The 15,498-nt window shown below is 55.7% G+C and carries 16 protein-coding genes and 2 pseudogenes; 7 read left to right on the plus strand and 11 right to left on the minus strand.

Features of this window, described 5'->3' with window-relative positions; translation table 11 throughout:
- Window positions 1-4: 4 nt before the first annotated feature.
- The 7 genes from ABM562_RS09665 to ABM562_RS09695 all read right to left on the minus strand — a co-directional run bounded on the left by ABM562_RS09665 (window position 5) and on the right by ABM562_RS09695 (window position 5,515).
- A complete protein-coding gene (locus ABM562_RS09665) occupies window positions 5-493 on the minus strand; it encodes a DUF2878 domain-containing protein (protein WP_460421776.1) in 489 nt (162 codons plus the stop codon).
- Window positions 494-495: 2 nt separating this feature from the next.
- Window positions 496-1,755: a class I SAM-dependent methyltransferase gene (locus ABM562_RS09670; RefSeq protein WP_460421669.1), complete on the minus strand. Its 1,260-nt coding sequence runs from the start codon at window positions 1,753-1,755 to the stop codon at window positions 496-498.
- The gene (locus ABM562_RS09675; RefSeq protein ID WP_460421671.1) at window positions 1,730-2,539 is read right to left on the minus strand and encodes a DUF1365 domain-containing protein; all 810 of its coding nucleotides are present in this window, start codon (window positions 2,537-2,539) and stop codon (window positions 1,730-1,732) included. The genes ABM562_RS09670 and ABM562_RS09675 overlap by 26 nt, the downstream gene beginning before the upstream one ends.
- Entirely contained in the window at window positions 2,536-3,783 is a 1,248-nt protein-coding gene (locus ABM562_RS09680) for an NAD(P)/FAD-dependent oxidoreductase (RefSeq protein WP_460421673.1), read from the minus strand. The genes ABM562_RS09675 and ABM562_RS09680 overlap by 4 nt, the downstream gene beginning before the upstream one ends.
- 5 nt (window positions 3,784-3,788) lie before the next feature.
- Complete coding sequence (locus tag ABM562_RS09685) at window positions 3,789-4,541, minus strand: SDR family NAD(P)-dependent oxidoreductase (RefSeq protein ID WP_460421675.1); 753 nt, start codon at window positions 4,539-4,541, stop codon at window positions 3,789-3,791.
- A complete protein-coding gene (locus ABM562_RS09690; protein ID WP_460421677.1) occupies window positions 4,538-4,960 on the minus strand; it encodes a nuclear transport factor 2 family protein in 423 nt (140 codons plus the stop codon). The genes ABM562_RS09685 and ABM562_RS09690 overlap by 4 nt, the downstream gene beginning before the upstream one ends.
- Window positions 4,961-5,068: 108 nt before the next feature.
- Window positions 5,069-5,515 carry a PAS domain-containing protein gene (locus tag ABM562_RS09695; protein WP_460421679.1) on the minus strand — a complete coding sequence of 149 codons (447 nt, stop codon included), beginning with the start codon at window positions 5,513-5,515 and terminating at the stop codon, window positions 5,069-5,071.
- 156 nt (window positions 5,516-5,671) lie between these two features.
- On the opposite strand from ABM562_RS09695, the gene ABM562_RS09700 reads away from it, so the two are divergent.
- The 5 genes and pseudogenes from ABM562_RS09700 (at window position 5,672) to ABM562_RS09720 (ending at window position 8,541) form a co-directional block, all read left to right on the plus strand.
- A complete protein-coding gene (locus ABM562_RS09700) occupies window positions 5,672-6,571 on the plus strand; it encodes a MerR family transcriptional regulator (protein ID WP_460421681.1) in 900 nt (299 codons plus the stop codon).
- Between the two features lie 478 nt (window positions 6,572-7,049).
- Window positions 7,050-7,232: pseudogene (locus ABM562_RS09705) on the plus strand (organoarsenical effux MFS transporter ArsJ); the annotation flags it as partial.
- A gap of 150 nt (window positions 7,233-7,382) precedes the next feature.
- Window positions 7,383-7,688: pseudogene (locus ABM562_RS09710) on the plus strand (metalloregulator ArsR/SmtB family transcription factor).
- Complete coding sequence (locus ABM562_RS09715) at window positions 7,685-8,119, plus strand: YeeE/YedE family protein (RefSeq protein WP_258717126.1); 435 nt, start codon at window positions 7,685-7,687, stop codon at window positions 8,117-8,119. The pseudogene ABM562_RS09710 and the gene ABM562_RS09715 overlap by 4 nt, the downstream one beginning before the upstream one ends.
- A gap of 2 nt (window positions 8,120-8,121) precedes the next feature.
- A complete protein-coding gene (locus ABM562_RS09720) occupies window positions 8,122-8,541 on the plus strand; it encodes a DUF6691 family protein (RefSeq protein WP_258717127.1) in 420 nt (139 codons plus the stop codon).
- Window positions 8,542-8,591: 50 nt separating this feature from the next.
- Here ABM562_RS09720 and ABM562_RS09725 read toward each other — a convergent pair whose 3' ends face one another.
- From ABM562_RS09725 to ABM562_RS09735, 3 genes are all read right to left on the minus strand, one after another.
- Window positions 8,592-9,833 carry an MgtC/SapB family protein gene (locus tag ABM562_RS09725; protein WP_258717128.1) on the minus strand — a complete coding sequence of 414 codons (1,242 nt, stop codon included), beginning with the start codon at window positions 9,831-9,833 and terminating at the stop codon, window positions 8,592-8,594.
- 71 nt (window positions 9,834-9,904) lie between these two features.
- Window positions 9,905-10,705, minus strand: a complete 801-nt coding sequence (locus tag ABM562_RS09730; protein ID WP_460421683.1) for a helix-turn-helix domain-containing protein — start codon at window positions 10,703-10,705, stop codon at window positions 9,905-9,907.
- Window positions 10,706-11,524: 819 nt separating this feature from the next.
- Window positions 11,525-12,598, minus strand: a complete 1,074-nt coding sequence (locus ABM562_RS09735; RefSeq protein WP_258717130.1) for an NAD(P)-dependent alcohol dehydrogenase — start codon at window positions 12,596-12,598, stop codon at window positions 11,525-11,527.
- Between the two features lie 269 nt (window positions 12,599-12,867).
- On the opposite strand from ABM562_RS09735, the gene ABM562_RS09740 reads away from it, so the two are divergent.
- Window positions 12,868-13,794 (plus strand): universal stress protein, encoded by a 927-nt coding sequence (locus tag ABM562_RS09740; RefSeq protein ID WP_258717131.1) that lies wholly within the window; start codon window positions 12,868-12,870, stop codon window positions 13,792-13,794.
- A 59-nt stretch (window positions 13,795-13,853) separates the two neighbouring features.
- Here the strand turns inward: ABM562_RS09740 and ABM562_RS09745 are convergent, their stop codons facing one another.
- The gene (locus ABM562_RS09745) at window positions 13,854-14,402 is read right to left on the minus strand and encodes a GNAT family N-acetyltransferase (protein WP_460421686.1); all 549 of its coding nucleotides are present in this window, start codon (window positions 14,400-14,402) and stop codon (window positions 13,854-13,856) included.
- Window positions 14,403-14,606: 204 nt separating this feature from the next.
- Here ABM562_RS09745 and ABM562_RS09750 point away from each other — a divergent pair, with 204 nt between their 5' ends.
- Complete coding sequence (locus tag ABM562_RS09750; protein ID WP_460421688.1) at window positions 14,607-15,494, plus strand: universal stress protein; 888 nt, start codon at window positions 14,607-14,609, stop codon at window positions 15,492-15,494.
- Window positions 15,495-15,498: the final 4 nt, after the last annotated feature.

Genomic DNA, 15,498 nt, shown 5'->3' on the forward strand with positions numbered 1-15,498 from the left:
CCGCTCAGCGCCACGACGCGACCCGCACGGCGAGGGGCAAGACCAAGGCCCAGATCGGCGCTAGTAGCAGGCCTGTGTCGACATCCCCCATCGGCAGATCAACGCCGGCGAGCCTGGCGCCGGCCAGATATGCCAGCGGGCCGCTGAGCATGCCCACCAGCGCCGCACGCCAGTAGGGGCGTCCTGTCCACGCCAGGCTATGGCGCAAGCCGCTGGCCAACACCAGCCACAGTAAGGCCAGCCACACAGGCAAGGGCCGCTGGTCAAAGCTGAACACCCCCACAGCGCCCAACAAACTGTCAAGCAAGCATCCAGCAAGTGCCACCCGCAAAAGCGCACGCACTTCGTCGCTACGCTCCTGACAAAGGCGCAGGTGCACAGCTAGACCAATGGGCACAATGAGCAGTAGCCATTGAACCTGTGCACCCAAGACGCATGCCCACCAGCCGACCTGAAGCCAAAGGGCATTGCCGATCATCCACCCGCGGCTCAATTTTACGTGCCCAGCAATGGCGCCCGGCGAGCCCGCGGCGTAGCCCAAAGCAACTGCGCCACGCCGATCGCGCGCTCTTCAAAGCCACCTTGGCAGTAGCAAAGGTAGAACTCCCACAAGCGCTGGAAGGTGTCGTCGTAGCCCAATTCCGTCAGTGCCGTCCGCGCTTGACGCAGATTGTCATTCCAATGACGTAGGGTACGCGCGTAGTCCAGACCGAAGTCTTCGAGGTGTACCAGGTTCAGCGCGGTCTGGCGGCTAGCGGTTTCGAGCATCACGCTCAGCGAAGGTAGCGCGCCTCCGGGGAAGATGTAGCGTTGAATGAAGTCCACCGAGCGGCGGGCCAGTGCATAGCGTTGGTCGCGAATGGTGATGGCCTGCAACAGCATCAGGCCATCGTCTTTGAGCAACGACTCACACTGGCGAAAATAGGTGGGTAGATAGCGGTGTCCGACGGCTTCGATCATCTCGATCGATACCAGTTTATCGAAACGTCCACGCAGATCACGGTAGTCCTCGCGCAACACCGTGATGCGTTGCTCCAGGCCCAGCGCCTTCACGCGTTGGCATGTATATGCGTACTGCGCTTCGGAGAGTGTGGTGGTGGTAACGCGGCAGCCGTGGCGGGTAGCGGCGTGGATGGCCAGGCTGCCCCAGCCGCTGCCAATCTCCAGAAGATGTTCGTGGGGTTTGAGCTCAAGCTTCTGGCAGATGCGCTCCAGCTTGTTCAACTGGGCCTCTTCCAGGGTTTGTTCGGCACTCTCGAACTGTGCGGCGGAGTACATCATAGTCGGGTCGAGCAATCGCTCGAACAAGGCGTTGCCCATGTCGTAATGGGCGAGAATATTGCGTCGAGCGCCTCGCCGGCTGTTCCGGTTGAGCCGGTGCAGCAAGCGCAGCAGTGGGCGCCCGAAGCGCGCCAGCCCTGCCTCCATCGCGTCGAGCACATCGAGGTTGGCAACGAACAGACGGGTAACGGCCACCAGGTCAGGACTGCGCCAATAGCCATGGATATACGCTTCCCCAGCACCGATTGAGCCATTACCGGCGATCAGGTTCCAGGTCGCGTCTTCGAGGATCTCCACCTCGGCTTGCAACTGACTGGACGGGTCGCCGAAGCCCCACTGCTGCCCCTTGCTGAGCACGCGTAGATGTCCTTGACTCAACCGCCGTAACTGAGCGAGCACGGTGTTTCGGGTGAGGCCGCCAAGGAATGGGGTGATACCGGTTGACTTGCTAACGCTCAGAGTGGGATTGGACATGATCGGGGTCCTCGCAAGGTTTACCGAGCACTAGGTCGCCCTGGCCGGCAGTGTGGTCGTGAATGGGGGTGTGCTTGAGCAAGAGACGCAGGGCTTGCCAATAAATGGATGAAACGGTGCGTAGGCTCATCCACGGAAAGGCCAAAATGTGCCGATGCAAGGTGGCGCGACTGAGTGGCTGGCGTTGCAATGCCAGATCGGCCTCGAACACTTTGTGCCCCGCACGCCAGTTCTCCATGTGGATGCGCACGCGACGCTCATCGAGGAAGAAATGCAGGCGGTAATCCATGTCCAGCGGCATGAACGGCGAGACGTGGAAGGCTTTGGTCATGGCGAATGAACGTCCCTGACCCTCCTGTACCGGCAGCACGTAGTGAAAGCGTTCGCGCCAAGGAGTGTTACGCACCTCTAGCAAGATTGCGGCTAGGTGTCCGTCAAGGTCGTGGCAAAAATAGAAACTCACGGGGTTGAACGACAACCCCCAGCATCGCGGCTGGGCGAGCAAGTGCACGGCGCCTTCGGGGCGCTGTCCGGTGGCTTGTCCCACCAACTGGCGAGCGGCCTGCGCCAATGATTGTCCCTCGTGGGTCAGCCCCGGCAGGTAGTCGGTTTCGCGCCAGCTCAGGGGCGCAAACCGCGACCGCCCCAGCCAGAGAGAGAGGCCTGTTAGCCAGGTCTGCTCGTCCAGATCCAGGTAGAGCATGCCGATTCGGTAGCGGAATGCATGGTGGTGCGGGACCATCCGCCGGTGGCTGACCCAGCCCTGGCACACACTGCTGTTCACAGGCGCTCTCCAAAGTGCTCGGCCACTTTGAGTGCGCTGAGCACGCCGTCCTCGTGAAAGCCATTGCCCCAGTAGGCTCCGCAGTAGTAACTGTTTTGCCTGCCCTGTAGTTCGCCGTGACGGGCCTGGGCTGCCAATGCTGCGAGGCTGTATTGGGGATGGGCGTATTCGAAGCGGGCCAGAATCTGCGCTGGATCCACCAGCGCGGTCTGATTGAGGCTCACACAGAACGTCGCCGGCGCTTCGATCGCTTGAAGGATGTTCATGTTGTAGGTCAGTGCGGCGGCGGCTTGTTCCTCGCCGCCCAGGCGATAGTTCCAACTGGCCCAGGCTTTGCGCCGGCGCGGCAGCAGTCGGGTGTCGGTGTGAAGCACTACGTCATTGCTGGCGTAGGTGATGGCGCTCAACACCGTCCGTTCGGCTAAACTCGGCCTTCCCAGCAGCGCCAGGGCCTGGTCGCTATGGCAGGCGAACACAACGCTGTCGAAGCGCTCCATGCCAGCCGCGCTGAAAAGGGTTACACCGCCTTCGTCACGATCGACCCGTTTGACCGGGCAGTTCAAGCGGATGCGTTCAGCAAAGGGCCGGCACAACGGCGTCACGTAGCTGCGTGAACCGCCCTCGATCACCCGCCATTGCGGGCGGTGGCTCACCGATAACAGGCCGTGATTGCGGCAGAAACGCACGAAGAACTGCAAGGGAAAAGCGAGCATGTCGGCAAGTGACATCGACCAGATCGCCGAGCCCATGGGCACGATGTAATGGTCGATGAAGCGCTGCCCATAGCCCTGCGTCTTGAGGTAGATGCCGAGGGTAGTTTCACTGTCAATACGCTGGTTATCCAGGTCAGCTAGCACCTTACGGTTAAAACGCAGGATATCGCTCAGCATGCCCCAGAATCCGGGAGACAGCAGGTTACGGCGCTGCGCGAACAACGTGTCCAAGCCATGGCCGTTGTACTCGAAGCCTCGACGCGGGTCATGCACCGAAAAGCTCATCTGCGTGGGCTGCGAGGCAACCTTCAGATGGTCGAGCAAGCGGATGAAATTGGGGTAGGTCCAGTCGTTAAACACGATGAACCCGGTATCTACCGCGTACCGCTGTCCTTGCCATTGCACATCGACGGTATGCGTATGGCCACCGATCCAGTCGGCGGCCTCAAATACCGTTACCTCGTGCCGGCGGGACAACAGGTGGGCGCAGGTTAATCCAGCGATGCCGGTGCCTATGATGGCGATACGCATGAGTTTTAGTCCTTTTGGGCACGCGCCAGGCGCTGGCCTAGCTTCAGTCGCCAGCGCAGCGGCAGGGCGCCGAGCAGGCGCAGGCTCAGCGTAAATGCAGTGGGGAAGTTAATTTCCAGTGGGCGTCGCGGCAGGCGTGCAGTGATATGTGCGGCGGCACGCTCGGCAGTCCACAACTGAGGCATGGGGAAATCGTTGCGACGGGTCAACGGCGTATCGACGAAACCAGGACTCACCAGCGTTACGGCAATTCCTTCGTTGAGCAGGTCGATGCGAAGCGATTCCACCAGGTAGCGCACGGCCGCCTTGGAGGCGCCATAAGCACCGGCACGAGGCAGCGGCAACCAGGTCACCGCACTGCCTATTACGACCAGGTGCGGGCGCTCACCGCGACGCAGCAAAGGGAGGGCCGCTGCAAGACAGTGGCTTACACCAAACAGGTTGGTGCGCACGACACGTTCGACCAGTGCTGGGTCGAAGCGCCCTGATTCGAGGTATTCGCACGTTCCGGCATTGAGGATGACCAGGTCGAGCGCCCCCCAGGTGTGCTCGATCTGTGCGATGATCCTGGAGACCTGCTTAGCGCAATCGACATCACCGACGGCCGCCAATACCTGCCCCGGATATCGTTGCATCAAGTGCGATAAGCGGTTGGCATCACGTGTACCCAAGGCAACCTGGTGCCCTTGGTCCAGCAATTGGACGGCAAGCGCGGCGCCGATTCCACTACTTGCACCCGTCAGCCAGCAACGGCTCATACCAGCCGGCCCTTGAGCCAGCGGATAGCGCCGCCCACGAATGGTACGTGCTCGTAAAGCAGTGCACCTGCGTCAAAGTAGTCCTGGTGGAAGTGAACACGCTCTTGCCATTTCAGGAAACTGCAGCCCTGTAGACTGATCAGCCTGCCATTGGCGAGTCGGGGGTGGCGAAACTCTAGCGTCCAGCGCAGGTAGCCTTGGCCCGGCTGAACTTCGTCCGCGCCGGCGAACACATAGCGGATGTCCTGTGCGTTGGCGTAAAGCTCGGTGAAGTAGACGCGAAGCGCTTGCAGGCCCTCGATCTGATGCAGCGGATCACGGAATGTCACGTTATCGCTGTACAGTTTTTCGAGCTCATCTAGGCGGTGTGCGTCAAGCCTGACAAAGCGTTCGGCGAAATACTCCAGATAGGTGGACATGCAAGGCTCCCTAAAATCCTGTACAACAATAGAATACTGTACAGGTATAGCAGGAGATTACGTCTTAATCTATACAAGTCAACGACCTTGTATAGATTTGTTGCAAGGTCAGCCGTTGCCTGATGCGAGTTGTCGACGCAAATCGGCTATCTCTGCCTCCAGTTCGCGGACCCGCTCTTCGGCGAAGACCTGTGCCGTGACATCACGCTGGATGCCGATGTAGTAAGTCAGTTCATCGGCATCGTTGTGTACGGGCGTGATAGAAAGCTCATTCCAGAACAGGCTGCCATCCTTGCGATAGTTGCGCAGCACTTGGCAGCAATGGCGCCCTTCGCGAATCGCCTTGCGGATGGCCGAAATTCCAGGTTGGTTGTGGTCTTGGCCTTGGAGGAAGCGGCAATCCTGATAGAGGATGTCGTCCGTGGCGTATCCGGTGAGGCGCTCGAAGGCAGGGTTGGTGTAGATCAGGATGCTGTCGTTGCCTTCCTGTTCGGCGACGACGATGCCATCGTTGGAGCTCTCGACCATCAATTGCAAGAGTTTTGCGTCGATCATGTGGCCCACTCACTCTAGTGGCGTTTTCGATATGAGCAGCCCAGGCCTTTGTTCGGGAAGGCTAAGGTGCGGTTGTCAACATCATGAAGGAAGAACGCTCGCCGAAGAAGGTTGGTATGGGTTTAGAATATGCAACCGTCCTGATGATCACTTGCGATGACCGAAGCGACCTGCAACGATTTGCTACCCATGCGCGATGTAGTCAGCCTGACTGGCATAAATCCTGTGACGTTGCGCGCCTGGGAACGTCGTCATGGGTTGATCCGCCCGCAGCGCACCGAAGGCGGACACCGCCTGTACACGGCCGAGGATGTACAGCGCATACGAGACATTCTGCGCTGGACCGGTAGTGGGTTGCCGATCAGTAAAGTGGGTGAGTTGCTCGCGCGCCGGTCTGGCGAAGTCTCCCTCCCGACCGTGCCCAACGCCGATTACATTGAGCATTGGCGCTCTGCTGTACTTCTAGCGACAAAGGCATTCGATCGGCAGGCTCTCGAGAGCATTCATGGTCAGCTTTTCACCTTATACCCAAAGACTACGGTGTTGCTCGATGTGCTGATGCCGGTCTGGCGCAGCCTGCTGTCTGGCAGCGCTTTCGGTCAGCGTAGCCAATGGCTGTTCCTCGATACTTTTCTGCGTGCTCGCCTATTGCTGCGTCTGCAATTGAATCAGCTCGACGCTCCTTGTGTGTTACTGGCCGGCCTTGAAGGAAGCGCTGAGTTGGATTTGCTGAGCAACGGTTTACTTCTCAGTAGTGAGCGGTGGCGTATCGAGGTGTTAGGCAGTGGGCAGCCACTTGAGGAACTGCCATTGCTGTGTGTGACACTCCAGCCTGCAGCACTCGTGCTCGCAGTCCGGGGGCCAGTGAATACAGCACTGGCGAAGAAGCTATGCTCCTTACAGATGAACATTGCCTGTCCACTTGCATTGATTGGGGACGGGTTGACTGACTCGGTTGCAGTTCTGCACGATATTCCGATCGTGCTGCTGGAGGAGCGAAACGTTGGAGCTAGTCTGAAACTGGATGCATTGCTCAGGGGGGCTTTGGAGCTTTGACTGACCGCTCAAGGGCCTTAGACGTTTGAATCACAAACCTGAGCCGGGCCCTCGAACACGTAGGCCGGAAAAGCAACATCCATGCAAGTAAGGCTTGTATGCGAGAGAACAGGCGGCTCGACGAAGTGGTCAACCGTCTTTTGACGAAAGAGCATCCAGTTCCGCCAATACTTCGTAGGCAGCTTTCACCCTCGATGAGTTTGCAGGGTGTCTAAAGAACCCGGGGCGATTCAACTTCAGGAAACTCAACCTTGTAAAGTTGGCGGGAGGCCGTTCTTATCTTAGGTATGTTTTTGACTGGTGCTTGATTCTCTCGTATCGCAGCGATTGAAGCGGAGCTTCAAGCCTTGCAAGCAGCTTCAGCGGCGATCGAGAAAACGCAGAAACCCAAGCGCACTGCATTGCCGGCAGAAATTCCGCGCACGTTAAACCATCACTGATCGCGCGCCTATCTAAAAGATGTCCTAATGCGGCTGCGGTGTCACTGGACGTGGGTTTCTACTACATGTCCAATGCCATGGGCCGATTGCTGGGCACCGTGCTGTCAGGATGGATCTACCAGCGTTATGGTTTGGAGTCCTGTTTGTGGGTTTCCTCGGCATTCGTGCTGTTGGCTGCACTCATTTCTATTGGCCTCCCAAGGCATGCGCAGGCCCTTTGAAGCCATCGGCACCAACGTCGCCGGGGAATGTCGTCGGAACTTGATCGGTCTTGGTGTCTGCAGATTCTGTCTAAACATACAGTATATATATTTATATAATATCTTATGGTGTATAATTTGATTGAAATTACAGTCATAGAAGGACTGGCGATGGATGTTCAACAGTTACGCTGCAACGCTGAAGCAGCAGCCCAGTTGCTTAAAGCCCTGGGAAATCCAGAGCGACTGCTGTTGCTATGCCAGTTGTCTGAAGGTGAGCGCAGTGTAAGTGAGCTGGAGTCCCTGCTTGGCATTCAGTAGCCCACCTTGTCTCAGCAATTAGGGGTTTTGAGGCGCGAAGATCTGGTGGCGACAAGGCGTGAAGGTAAGCAGATTTTCTATCGCATCGATAGTCCAGCTGCCCTGGCGGTGATCAAAACCTTGTATCAATTGTTCTGTGCGAAGGAGCCGAAATGACTATCGACTGGGCCAATTTCACCCCTTGGTCGGCCTTGCTCGGCGGTGCGTTGATCGGGCTTGCCGTGAGCCTGTTTGCACTTGTGAATGGCCGTATTGCCGGTATTAGCGGGCTGCTGGGCAGTTTGCTGCAAAAGAAGGGCGAGGGCAGAGGCGAGAAAGCACTGTTTCTCCTGGGGGTGTTGGTAGCCCCCCTAGTGTGGTGGTTATTTGCGGGTCGGCCGGTCGTACAGTTTCAGACAGACTGGGTAGGGTTGCTTGTGGCCGGTTTGCTGGTTGGCCTGGGAACACGTTGCGCGGCAGGTTGCACCAGTGGGCATGGTGTCTGTGGACTGGCGCGTCTGTCGCCTCGTTCACTTGTCGCAACACTGTGCTTTATGTGCGCGGGATTTGCAGTTGTGTTCGTTAGCCGTCACCTGGCAGGAGTATGAGCATGCGATGGGTAACGGCTTTTATCTGCGGTGTGGTGTTTGGCCTTGGCTTGCTGTTGGCAGGCATGGTTAATCCAGCCAAGGTAATCGGCTTTCTGGATCTGGCAGGAAGCTGGGATCCATCGCTCGGGTTGGTAATGGTGGGTGCTATCGGGGTGGCACTTTTGCCCATGCAGTGGAGCAGCAAACAAACACGCTCGATGCTTGGTTTGCCGATGCAAATGCCTCGGGTGCGAGCATTAGATCGGCGGTTGGTGGTGGGCAGCCTGGTATTTGGTGTTGGTTGGGGTATTGCCGGTATCTGCCCGGGGCCTGCACTCGCCCTTGTGTTAAGTGGGCACTGGAAAATACTCGTATTCGTACTTGCGATGTTGGTGGGAATGGTGCTCTTCAGTCTCCTGGAAAGCTGGCGTGCTCGTTAAAGATTGGCGCGTACTATCGTTTATCTGGCTTGCAAGAAAGGGCGGATTATTCACTGGAGCAGCAGTCCAGCCCACATCGAAGTAATGATTGCCAACTGACCGACAATTACGTTCGCGGCAAATTTTGCGCCCCCGCTGATCCAGGCCAGCACACATTTAGTAAGTGTATTGCTGCTCATTGCGGTCAGCGCGGGCACCGCAATTTCTGCCATTGATAATTGCCCAGACTTCACCAGCGACGCGATAGATGCTGCCGTTGCGTGGGCATCTGCTAGACCGCTAACTATCGCCGCAATCAGTACACCATTGTGTCCAAAGGCATGCAGCAGTGCCGAAGATAGCAACGTGATACCTGTTATGGCCATAGTCACAACGAGGGCGACCTTGAGATTGAATGCACTATCGCCGACTTGGGTTGCGGTCGGCACAAGGGAAGTACTCCAGGGGGCGAGCAGCACAGAGCCATATACTATTGTTGTGAGCGACGCTAGCAGAATGGGAGCCCATAATTCCCTCAAGAAAGCGGGGTCGACTGTACCCAGCACCAGACCCAGCATTGCAATAGTCGCTAGGTTGGAAAATATAGCTGCAGCGCTGAGTGCTCTGACAGACGATTGTTCGCTCCGAGCCAGGTGCCCCATCAGCGCAATTGTCGCGGATCCTGAAGCAAACCCTGATGCAATGGCACTGAGGGTATAGCCATAGCGTGTGCCGACCACCCGTAAGGCGATATGCCCCAGCGCCCCTACACACATCAGCAGTATGATCAGGGTACCGATTGTGCGGGGATTGATGGCACCAAAGGGGCCGATGAAGCGATCGGGTGCCAAGGGTAAAATGATCAATACGGCAATCAGTAGTATCAACCCGTCGCGGACTTCGTTTTCAGTTAATTGATGGCGGGCAAAGCGATGCAGCTCTTGCCTGAATGCGAGGACAACTGTAAGCACGACACCGACGGCGACAGCCAGTTCGGGCTGGTCATAACTTAGGGCACCGAGCAGCAAGACGAAAAGCAGAGCTATTTCACTGGTGATGCCAGGATCCTTGCTAGGGTGTTTCCAGTAGGCAACTGCAACTATGATTGCCAAGCCAATACTCATGATGGCGACCAACATCGCACCCGCGACGGCCATGCATACGTAACCCAGTACAGACGTGATGGCAAAGGTTCTAAGTCCGGCAAATGCGCGATGTTCCCCGGTACCTTTTTTGCGTTCACGCTCCAGGCCTACGAGCATACCTATACCCAAGGCAGCAGCGAGATGTGTAATGTCCAGGGTTTCAAGCATGAGAGCCGCATCGATGTGCGGGAGAGGGTAGGTGTCGGGACTGCTCGGGATGAGCTGAAACCCATCCCGACTTAGTGAGTTGCCGCTGGGCCTCTACCGTAGCCATGTTCTAAAGCCTTTAAGTCAGACAAATTCAAAATTTCCACTGTACGTCCGCTGAACTGAACTATGTCCAGCTGGCGCAGGTGCGCTATGGATCTACAGATGGTTTCAAGTCTCAGTCCCAAGTAGGACGCAATGTCATCTCTCGACATGCGTAAAACAAAGCTATGGGCGGAAAATCCGCGTTCTAGGTATCGTTTGGACAAGCCTAGTAGAAAGCTGGCCATTCGTTCTTCTGCGGTGAGGTTGCACATCATTAAAAGCCGCTTATGCTCTCGAACAATTTCACTGCTGAGCAACCTATTGAGGCTTTGTTGTAAGAACGGGAACTCATGGGCTAACGACTCCAGGCGTTGATAAGGAATAAGGCAAACTTCACTGTCCTCAAGAGCAAACGCACTGCATACATGCCGGTTGGTGCTGATCGCATCGCACCCCATTGTGTCTCCTGACATCCAGAAGTTGGTTACCAGCCCTTGTCCTTCCGCATTTGCAAAGCAGGTCTTAAAACTCCCAAAGCGTACTGCGTAGAGGAATTCCAACGGGTCGTTGGCGTGATACAAGCCGTAACCTTTCTTAATCCGTATGCGCTGCCTGATCAGCTCACTGAAACGGTCGTTTCCGTGTTTGCACATGCCAGTTGGAAGGCACAACGAACCGACCTTGCAATCCACGCAAGCCGCCCTATATGGGTTTACATTGATCGGTGATATCACCCCTATGGGATTACGTTCCTCTAGGTCAGAGGCAACGTTCAGGAGGCTATGCATTTCTCACCTCCGATACCGGGGTAGCAGATCCTGATGGGGCAATAGGGTCATGCAGGTCGCGATTTATGAACTTTCCAGGTACTAGAGGATAGCTAGCAATCATCGCCAGGGAGTGTGGGGCGTTCAATCGAGTATTAAGTCGATCAACGAAGGCTGTCGCTTCGTCAATACTGCGAAAACTCACCATCCATATGTCCAGGTGAACCCACCAACGGTTTTGACGCGGATTATTTTCAATGTAGACGTTCATTGATGCTACTCCGTAATCGATGCAGTGGAATGCAAAGGACGCCGGTTTTGTGAGTGCTTACTAGGTACGCTGAATACCAACAAACCCTGATGGTAATTGAGAGTGAAATGGTCAAGATCCATTGAGGGCGGAATGGTTCGTGAAGAACTAAAACATCCACACTCAGATGAGATAGCTGTCGTCGAGGCGTCGGCAGCATCCGGCATCACCCAACCGCTTAAGGTGAATTGCTGCGTTGTAATCCCTATCTGCAAGCTGTCGATACCTACAGACTGCAAGTCCGCGGTGACGATGAACTGATCCCCGATGTTCCTGGCGAACAGGACAGGTTGGTAGGGCAATCCCACTTCGCGGCGCAACATGAGTTCCAGGTCTGGGGCGCGGTAGCTCCGCTTACCGTCGACGAGACCAAGTAAGCGTTTTCTAGTCTGGTTAAGCATTGAACCTGGGACTATTCGCGGTAGGATCGACAGTAGGAGTAATTTGAGCATTTGGCGCGCTCCACATTCAATCGAATCAGGAACGGCGTCCATGCCATCAGGTATTCAAGCTGCTGACAGCAGATGGAATCAGGGCGTAATGGCCACCTTCATGACACCGTCTCGTTGATGCCCAAATAACTCGTAGGCGGCTTCAATATCGTCCAGCTTGAACCGGTGCGTCACGAGTGGCGCCAGATCGATGCGCCCGCTGGCTATGATTTCCATCAAGCGTCGCATGCGCTCTTTACCGCCTGGACACAGTGTGGTCACGATGTTGTAGTCGCCTAGGCCAGCAGCAAAGGCATCAAGTGGAATGCGCAAGTCCGAAGAGTATACGCCAAGGCTGGATAAGGTGCCTCCAGGACGTAGCACCCGCAGCGCTGATTCAAATGTCGATTGGGTTCCAAGTGCTTCAATCGCAACATCGACCCCACGGCCTATGGTAATCGCCATGATTTGCTCGACGACGTTGCCTTGTGTGAAGTCGATTACGTGAGTAGCACCTAGCTGACGGGCAACGGCCATACGCGCATTTACGGTGTCGACACCGATGATCGTGCCGGCACCTTTCAAGCGGGCACCGGCCACCGCGCAAAGACCAATGGGCCCTAGGGCAAATACGGCGACCGTATCACCGATTTTTACATCACCCCGTTCTGCACCGGAGAACCCGGTAGACATGATGTCTGGGCACATCAAAACTTGTTCGTCACTAAGGTTATCGGGAATCAGTGAAAGGTTGGCCATGGCGTCAGGCACCCGAACATACTCGGCCTGGCAGCCATCAATCGTGTTGCCGAGCTTCCAACCACCAATAGCTTTGAATCCATGAAGGGTGCCCGGCCCATCCTGGGATGAGCATCCACACAGGCACGCATTACTGTGGCCGCTCGGGGTTATTGCGCCAGCAATGACCCGCTGTCCTTCGCTAAAGCCTTGAACCTGGGCGCCGAGTTTTTCAATGATACCAACGGGTTCATGACCTATGGTCAACCCTTTGGCGACAGGGTATTCACCTCGGAGGATGTGGATGTCGGTTCCGCAGATCGTCGTGGTTGTGAGCCGAACCAACGCATCGGCAGGGCCAATGTTCGGTATTGGCTTTTCGTCCAGTTCTATCCGATTTTTCTCCACAAAAATTGCAGCTTTCATGGTAGCCATGGCAGCGGGTTCCTCTTTGGGATCGTGGCATTCACCTTTGCTTAGCGTGCGCTGAAAATCGTCGAATCAATTGACCGGGATCAAGGAATCAAATCCATTTTTTGTAGTTAGGTTGCCGTGCGTCGGACTGCGCCTATGGTCGTGTGCTACACCCAATCGTCGTGTCCTTTTGAGGTGGTGTGCATCCGATTTTGATGCAAGTCAAACACACAGCCTTGGACGGATGCAGGATGGTGCGTACCTACTCATCCCTTAGTGCGAGGTGTGTCATGTCCGACTATCAACGCTTGTTGTTCATCGCCCCCCCTTTGATGCAGCGCACTGACGCCTTTGACCGTGCTGCCGCTTTGGCAAAAGCCAAAGGCATTGCATTGCATATAGTGGCTTTCGATTACCTTGAGGGGCTTGCCACCGCAGGGCTGGTCAATGAACAGGCACTGGCAGTGATGCGCCAGGCCTATGTCGAAAAGCACCGCCAGTGGCTTGAAACCCAAGCCGTACCCCTGCGTAGGAACGGGCTTACAGTCACCACAGAGGTTGTCTGGGTGAACGATGTCTTGGATGAAATCCTGACCCATCTGAGGGAGCAGCCGTTTGCAATGGTGGTCAAGGACATAGAGCATGAGTCGCGCCTGATGCGGGCGATGTTCACTACACTTGATATCCGGCTGTTACGGGAGTGCTCGGTGCCGCTGCATTTTGTCGACAAGGCCAGCCATGCTATGCCTCGTAAAGTTCTCGCTGCCGTTGACCTATCGCGTCCCGAGGATCAGTACCAAGGATTCAATGACCGCATCATCACTGAGGCGTTGAAATTGGCCATGCAATGTAAGGCGCAGGTGGAGATCTTGTATGCCTATGATCTGACCTCTATGCAAACGGATGCGGAGAACCTTGGGCGTAAATCATTTTTGTTTGGCTCAAATGTTGCCGAAAGTCTGCATGAAGCCCAAAGCGACGCCTTTCGCGAGCTGGCTGAGCGCAACGGTATTGATCCGGAGAGTTGCCATATGATCATGGGCGACCCAGCAAAAGTCTTGAGCATCTTCTGCGAAGCCCAAGGTACCGATATCGTAGTGATGGGGCGGGTGCACCACCGTGGTTTGGCCAAGTACATCGGCAGCACGGTTGAAAGGGTACTTTACAAAATGCCTAGCAGTGTCCTGGTCATCACCCCGGAAACTCCAGTGGTCTGACAAAGAACCTGCCTCAGCGCGGTTTCGGAGCTCGGATAATACCGCGCAGAGGTAAATGATCATCCATGTAGGTCGAGCTCATGGATGATTTCAGTTACATCTCCAGCCAGGTAGCGTGAGGAAAAACCGAGTGTTTTCGCAAGTCGATGCATCCCGTAGTTGTTTGAGAGATCACGTGAAATCATGCGCTCATAGCCATTGCTGCGTGCGGCGCTGATCAGGTGATTCATTAACAGTCTACCCAAGCCTTTGCGCTGCCATTGCTCGCTCACGGCAACCGCACACTCGCAGTTCTTGCTGTCGGGGACTGCCGCATAGCGGCTTTCGCCGATTTCACGCAGTTGGCCACCGTCATACATCAACGCGACGTAAGCCATGCGGTGGTGGTAGTCCACATCCATCAACCGTTCGAAAAACGATGATGCCTCCCCGCTAAACCCTGCTAGGAAGCGAAAGCGTCTCAACTCGTAAGACACATGCCCTACAAACTCATGATCCCTCTCACGGTCGGGCTCACGCAGTGGTCGAATCAGTACAGGAGTACCGTCGTTCAACGACTCTATCCAGTGCTCCCTAGACAGATCGCCAAAATCGATATCGTTATTCATCGCGCTCTCCGGGCTTACAGTCATCAAAGGGAGCTTGCCGATTACTGTTGTACTGCTCACCAGCATCCTCGTTCTGACTTGCATCAAGTTCGTTGCGTGTCGCAGCCTTTCTGATCTGAATCAAGTCTGAAGCGGGGTCAAGGCACAGAATTTAGTGCCTGAGCTTCAATTCCCGGTAGGCGATGACATGATTGGAGGTTTGCGATGAGTCAGTACCAACAATTGTTGCTGCTTGCCCTGGATGCCGATTTGACCTCGCCAGCGGCACAACGCGCCAAGGCTTTGGCTAAAACGACGGGGGCAGGGTTGCATGTCTTGGGTTTGTTTGAACCTCATGGGCTTAGCAACTGGCGAGAAGAAGTAGAGGTTGAACAGCAAATCGCCGAGCAGTTCTCACAATATCGTGATCGATTGACGGAAACGGTTGGGGCAATACATATAGACGATGCGTGCGCTACCAGCCAGGCAGCATTGACCGACGATCCCGTCAAGGACGTGGTTGACTGCATTCACACGCTTCGTCCCGACATGGTCATCAAGGACATTGATGAGATTTCAGCGCTCAAGCGGGTGTTTGGGGTCTCTTTCGATAGCGAGCTGATGCGCGCCAGTCCGGTACCTGTACATTTTGTCCAGCATGGCAATGTGCCTCTTCCCAACGTAATCCTTGCAGCCGTCGATACGGCCAATTCGGAGCAAGGAAACGACTTCAATCACAAAATAATCCGCGCAGCCACGGCCATGGCGCTGCAATGCAATGCTCAGTTGCACCTACTTTCTGCCTATGACATTTCACCAATCTTTGTTGCCGATTCGAATGCGGCTTTGGACTGGGTTGAGGAGCTAATTGCTGTATTACGCGAACCTTATGATGAACTGGCCGACTTCTACGGCGTTGTTACTGAATGTCGACATTTTGTCCAAGGGCCGCCAGTGACCGCTATCAGCGATCTGGTGCGCGATTTGGCTGTTGATGTTGTGGTTATGGGGATAGTGCAACCTAAAGGCTTGGGCAAACTGCTCGGTGATACGACAGACTGGATAGTGAACTCGGCACATTGCAGCGTACTGGCTGTTAATTCCGGCAACTAGAGCC

Source organism: Pseudomonas sp. ZL2 (assembly GCF_054788455.1).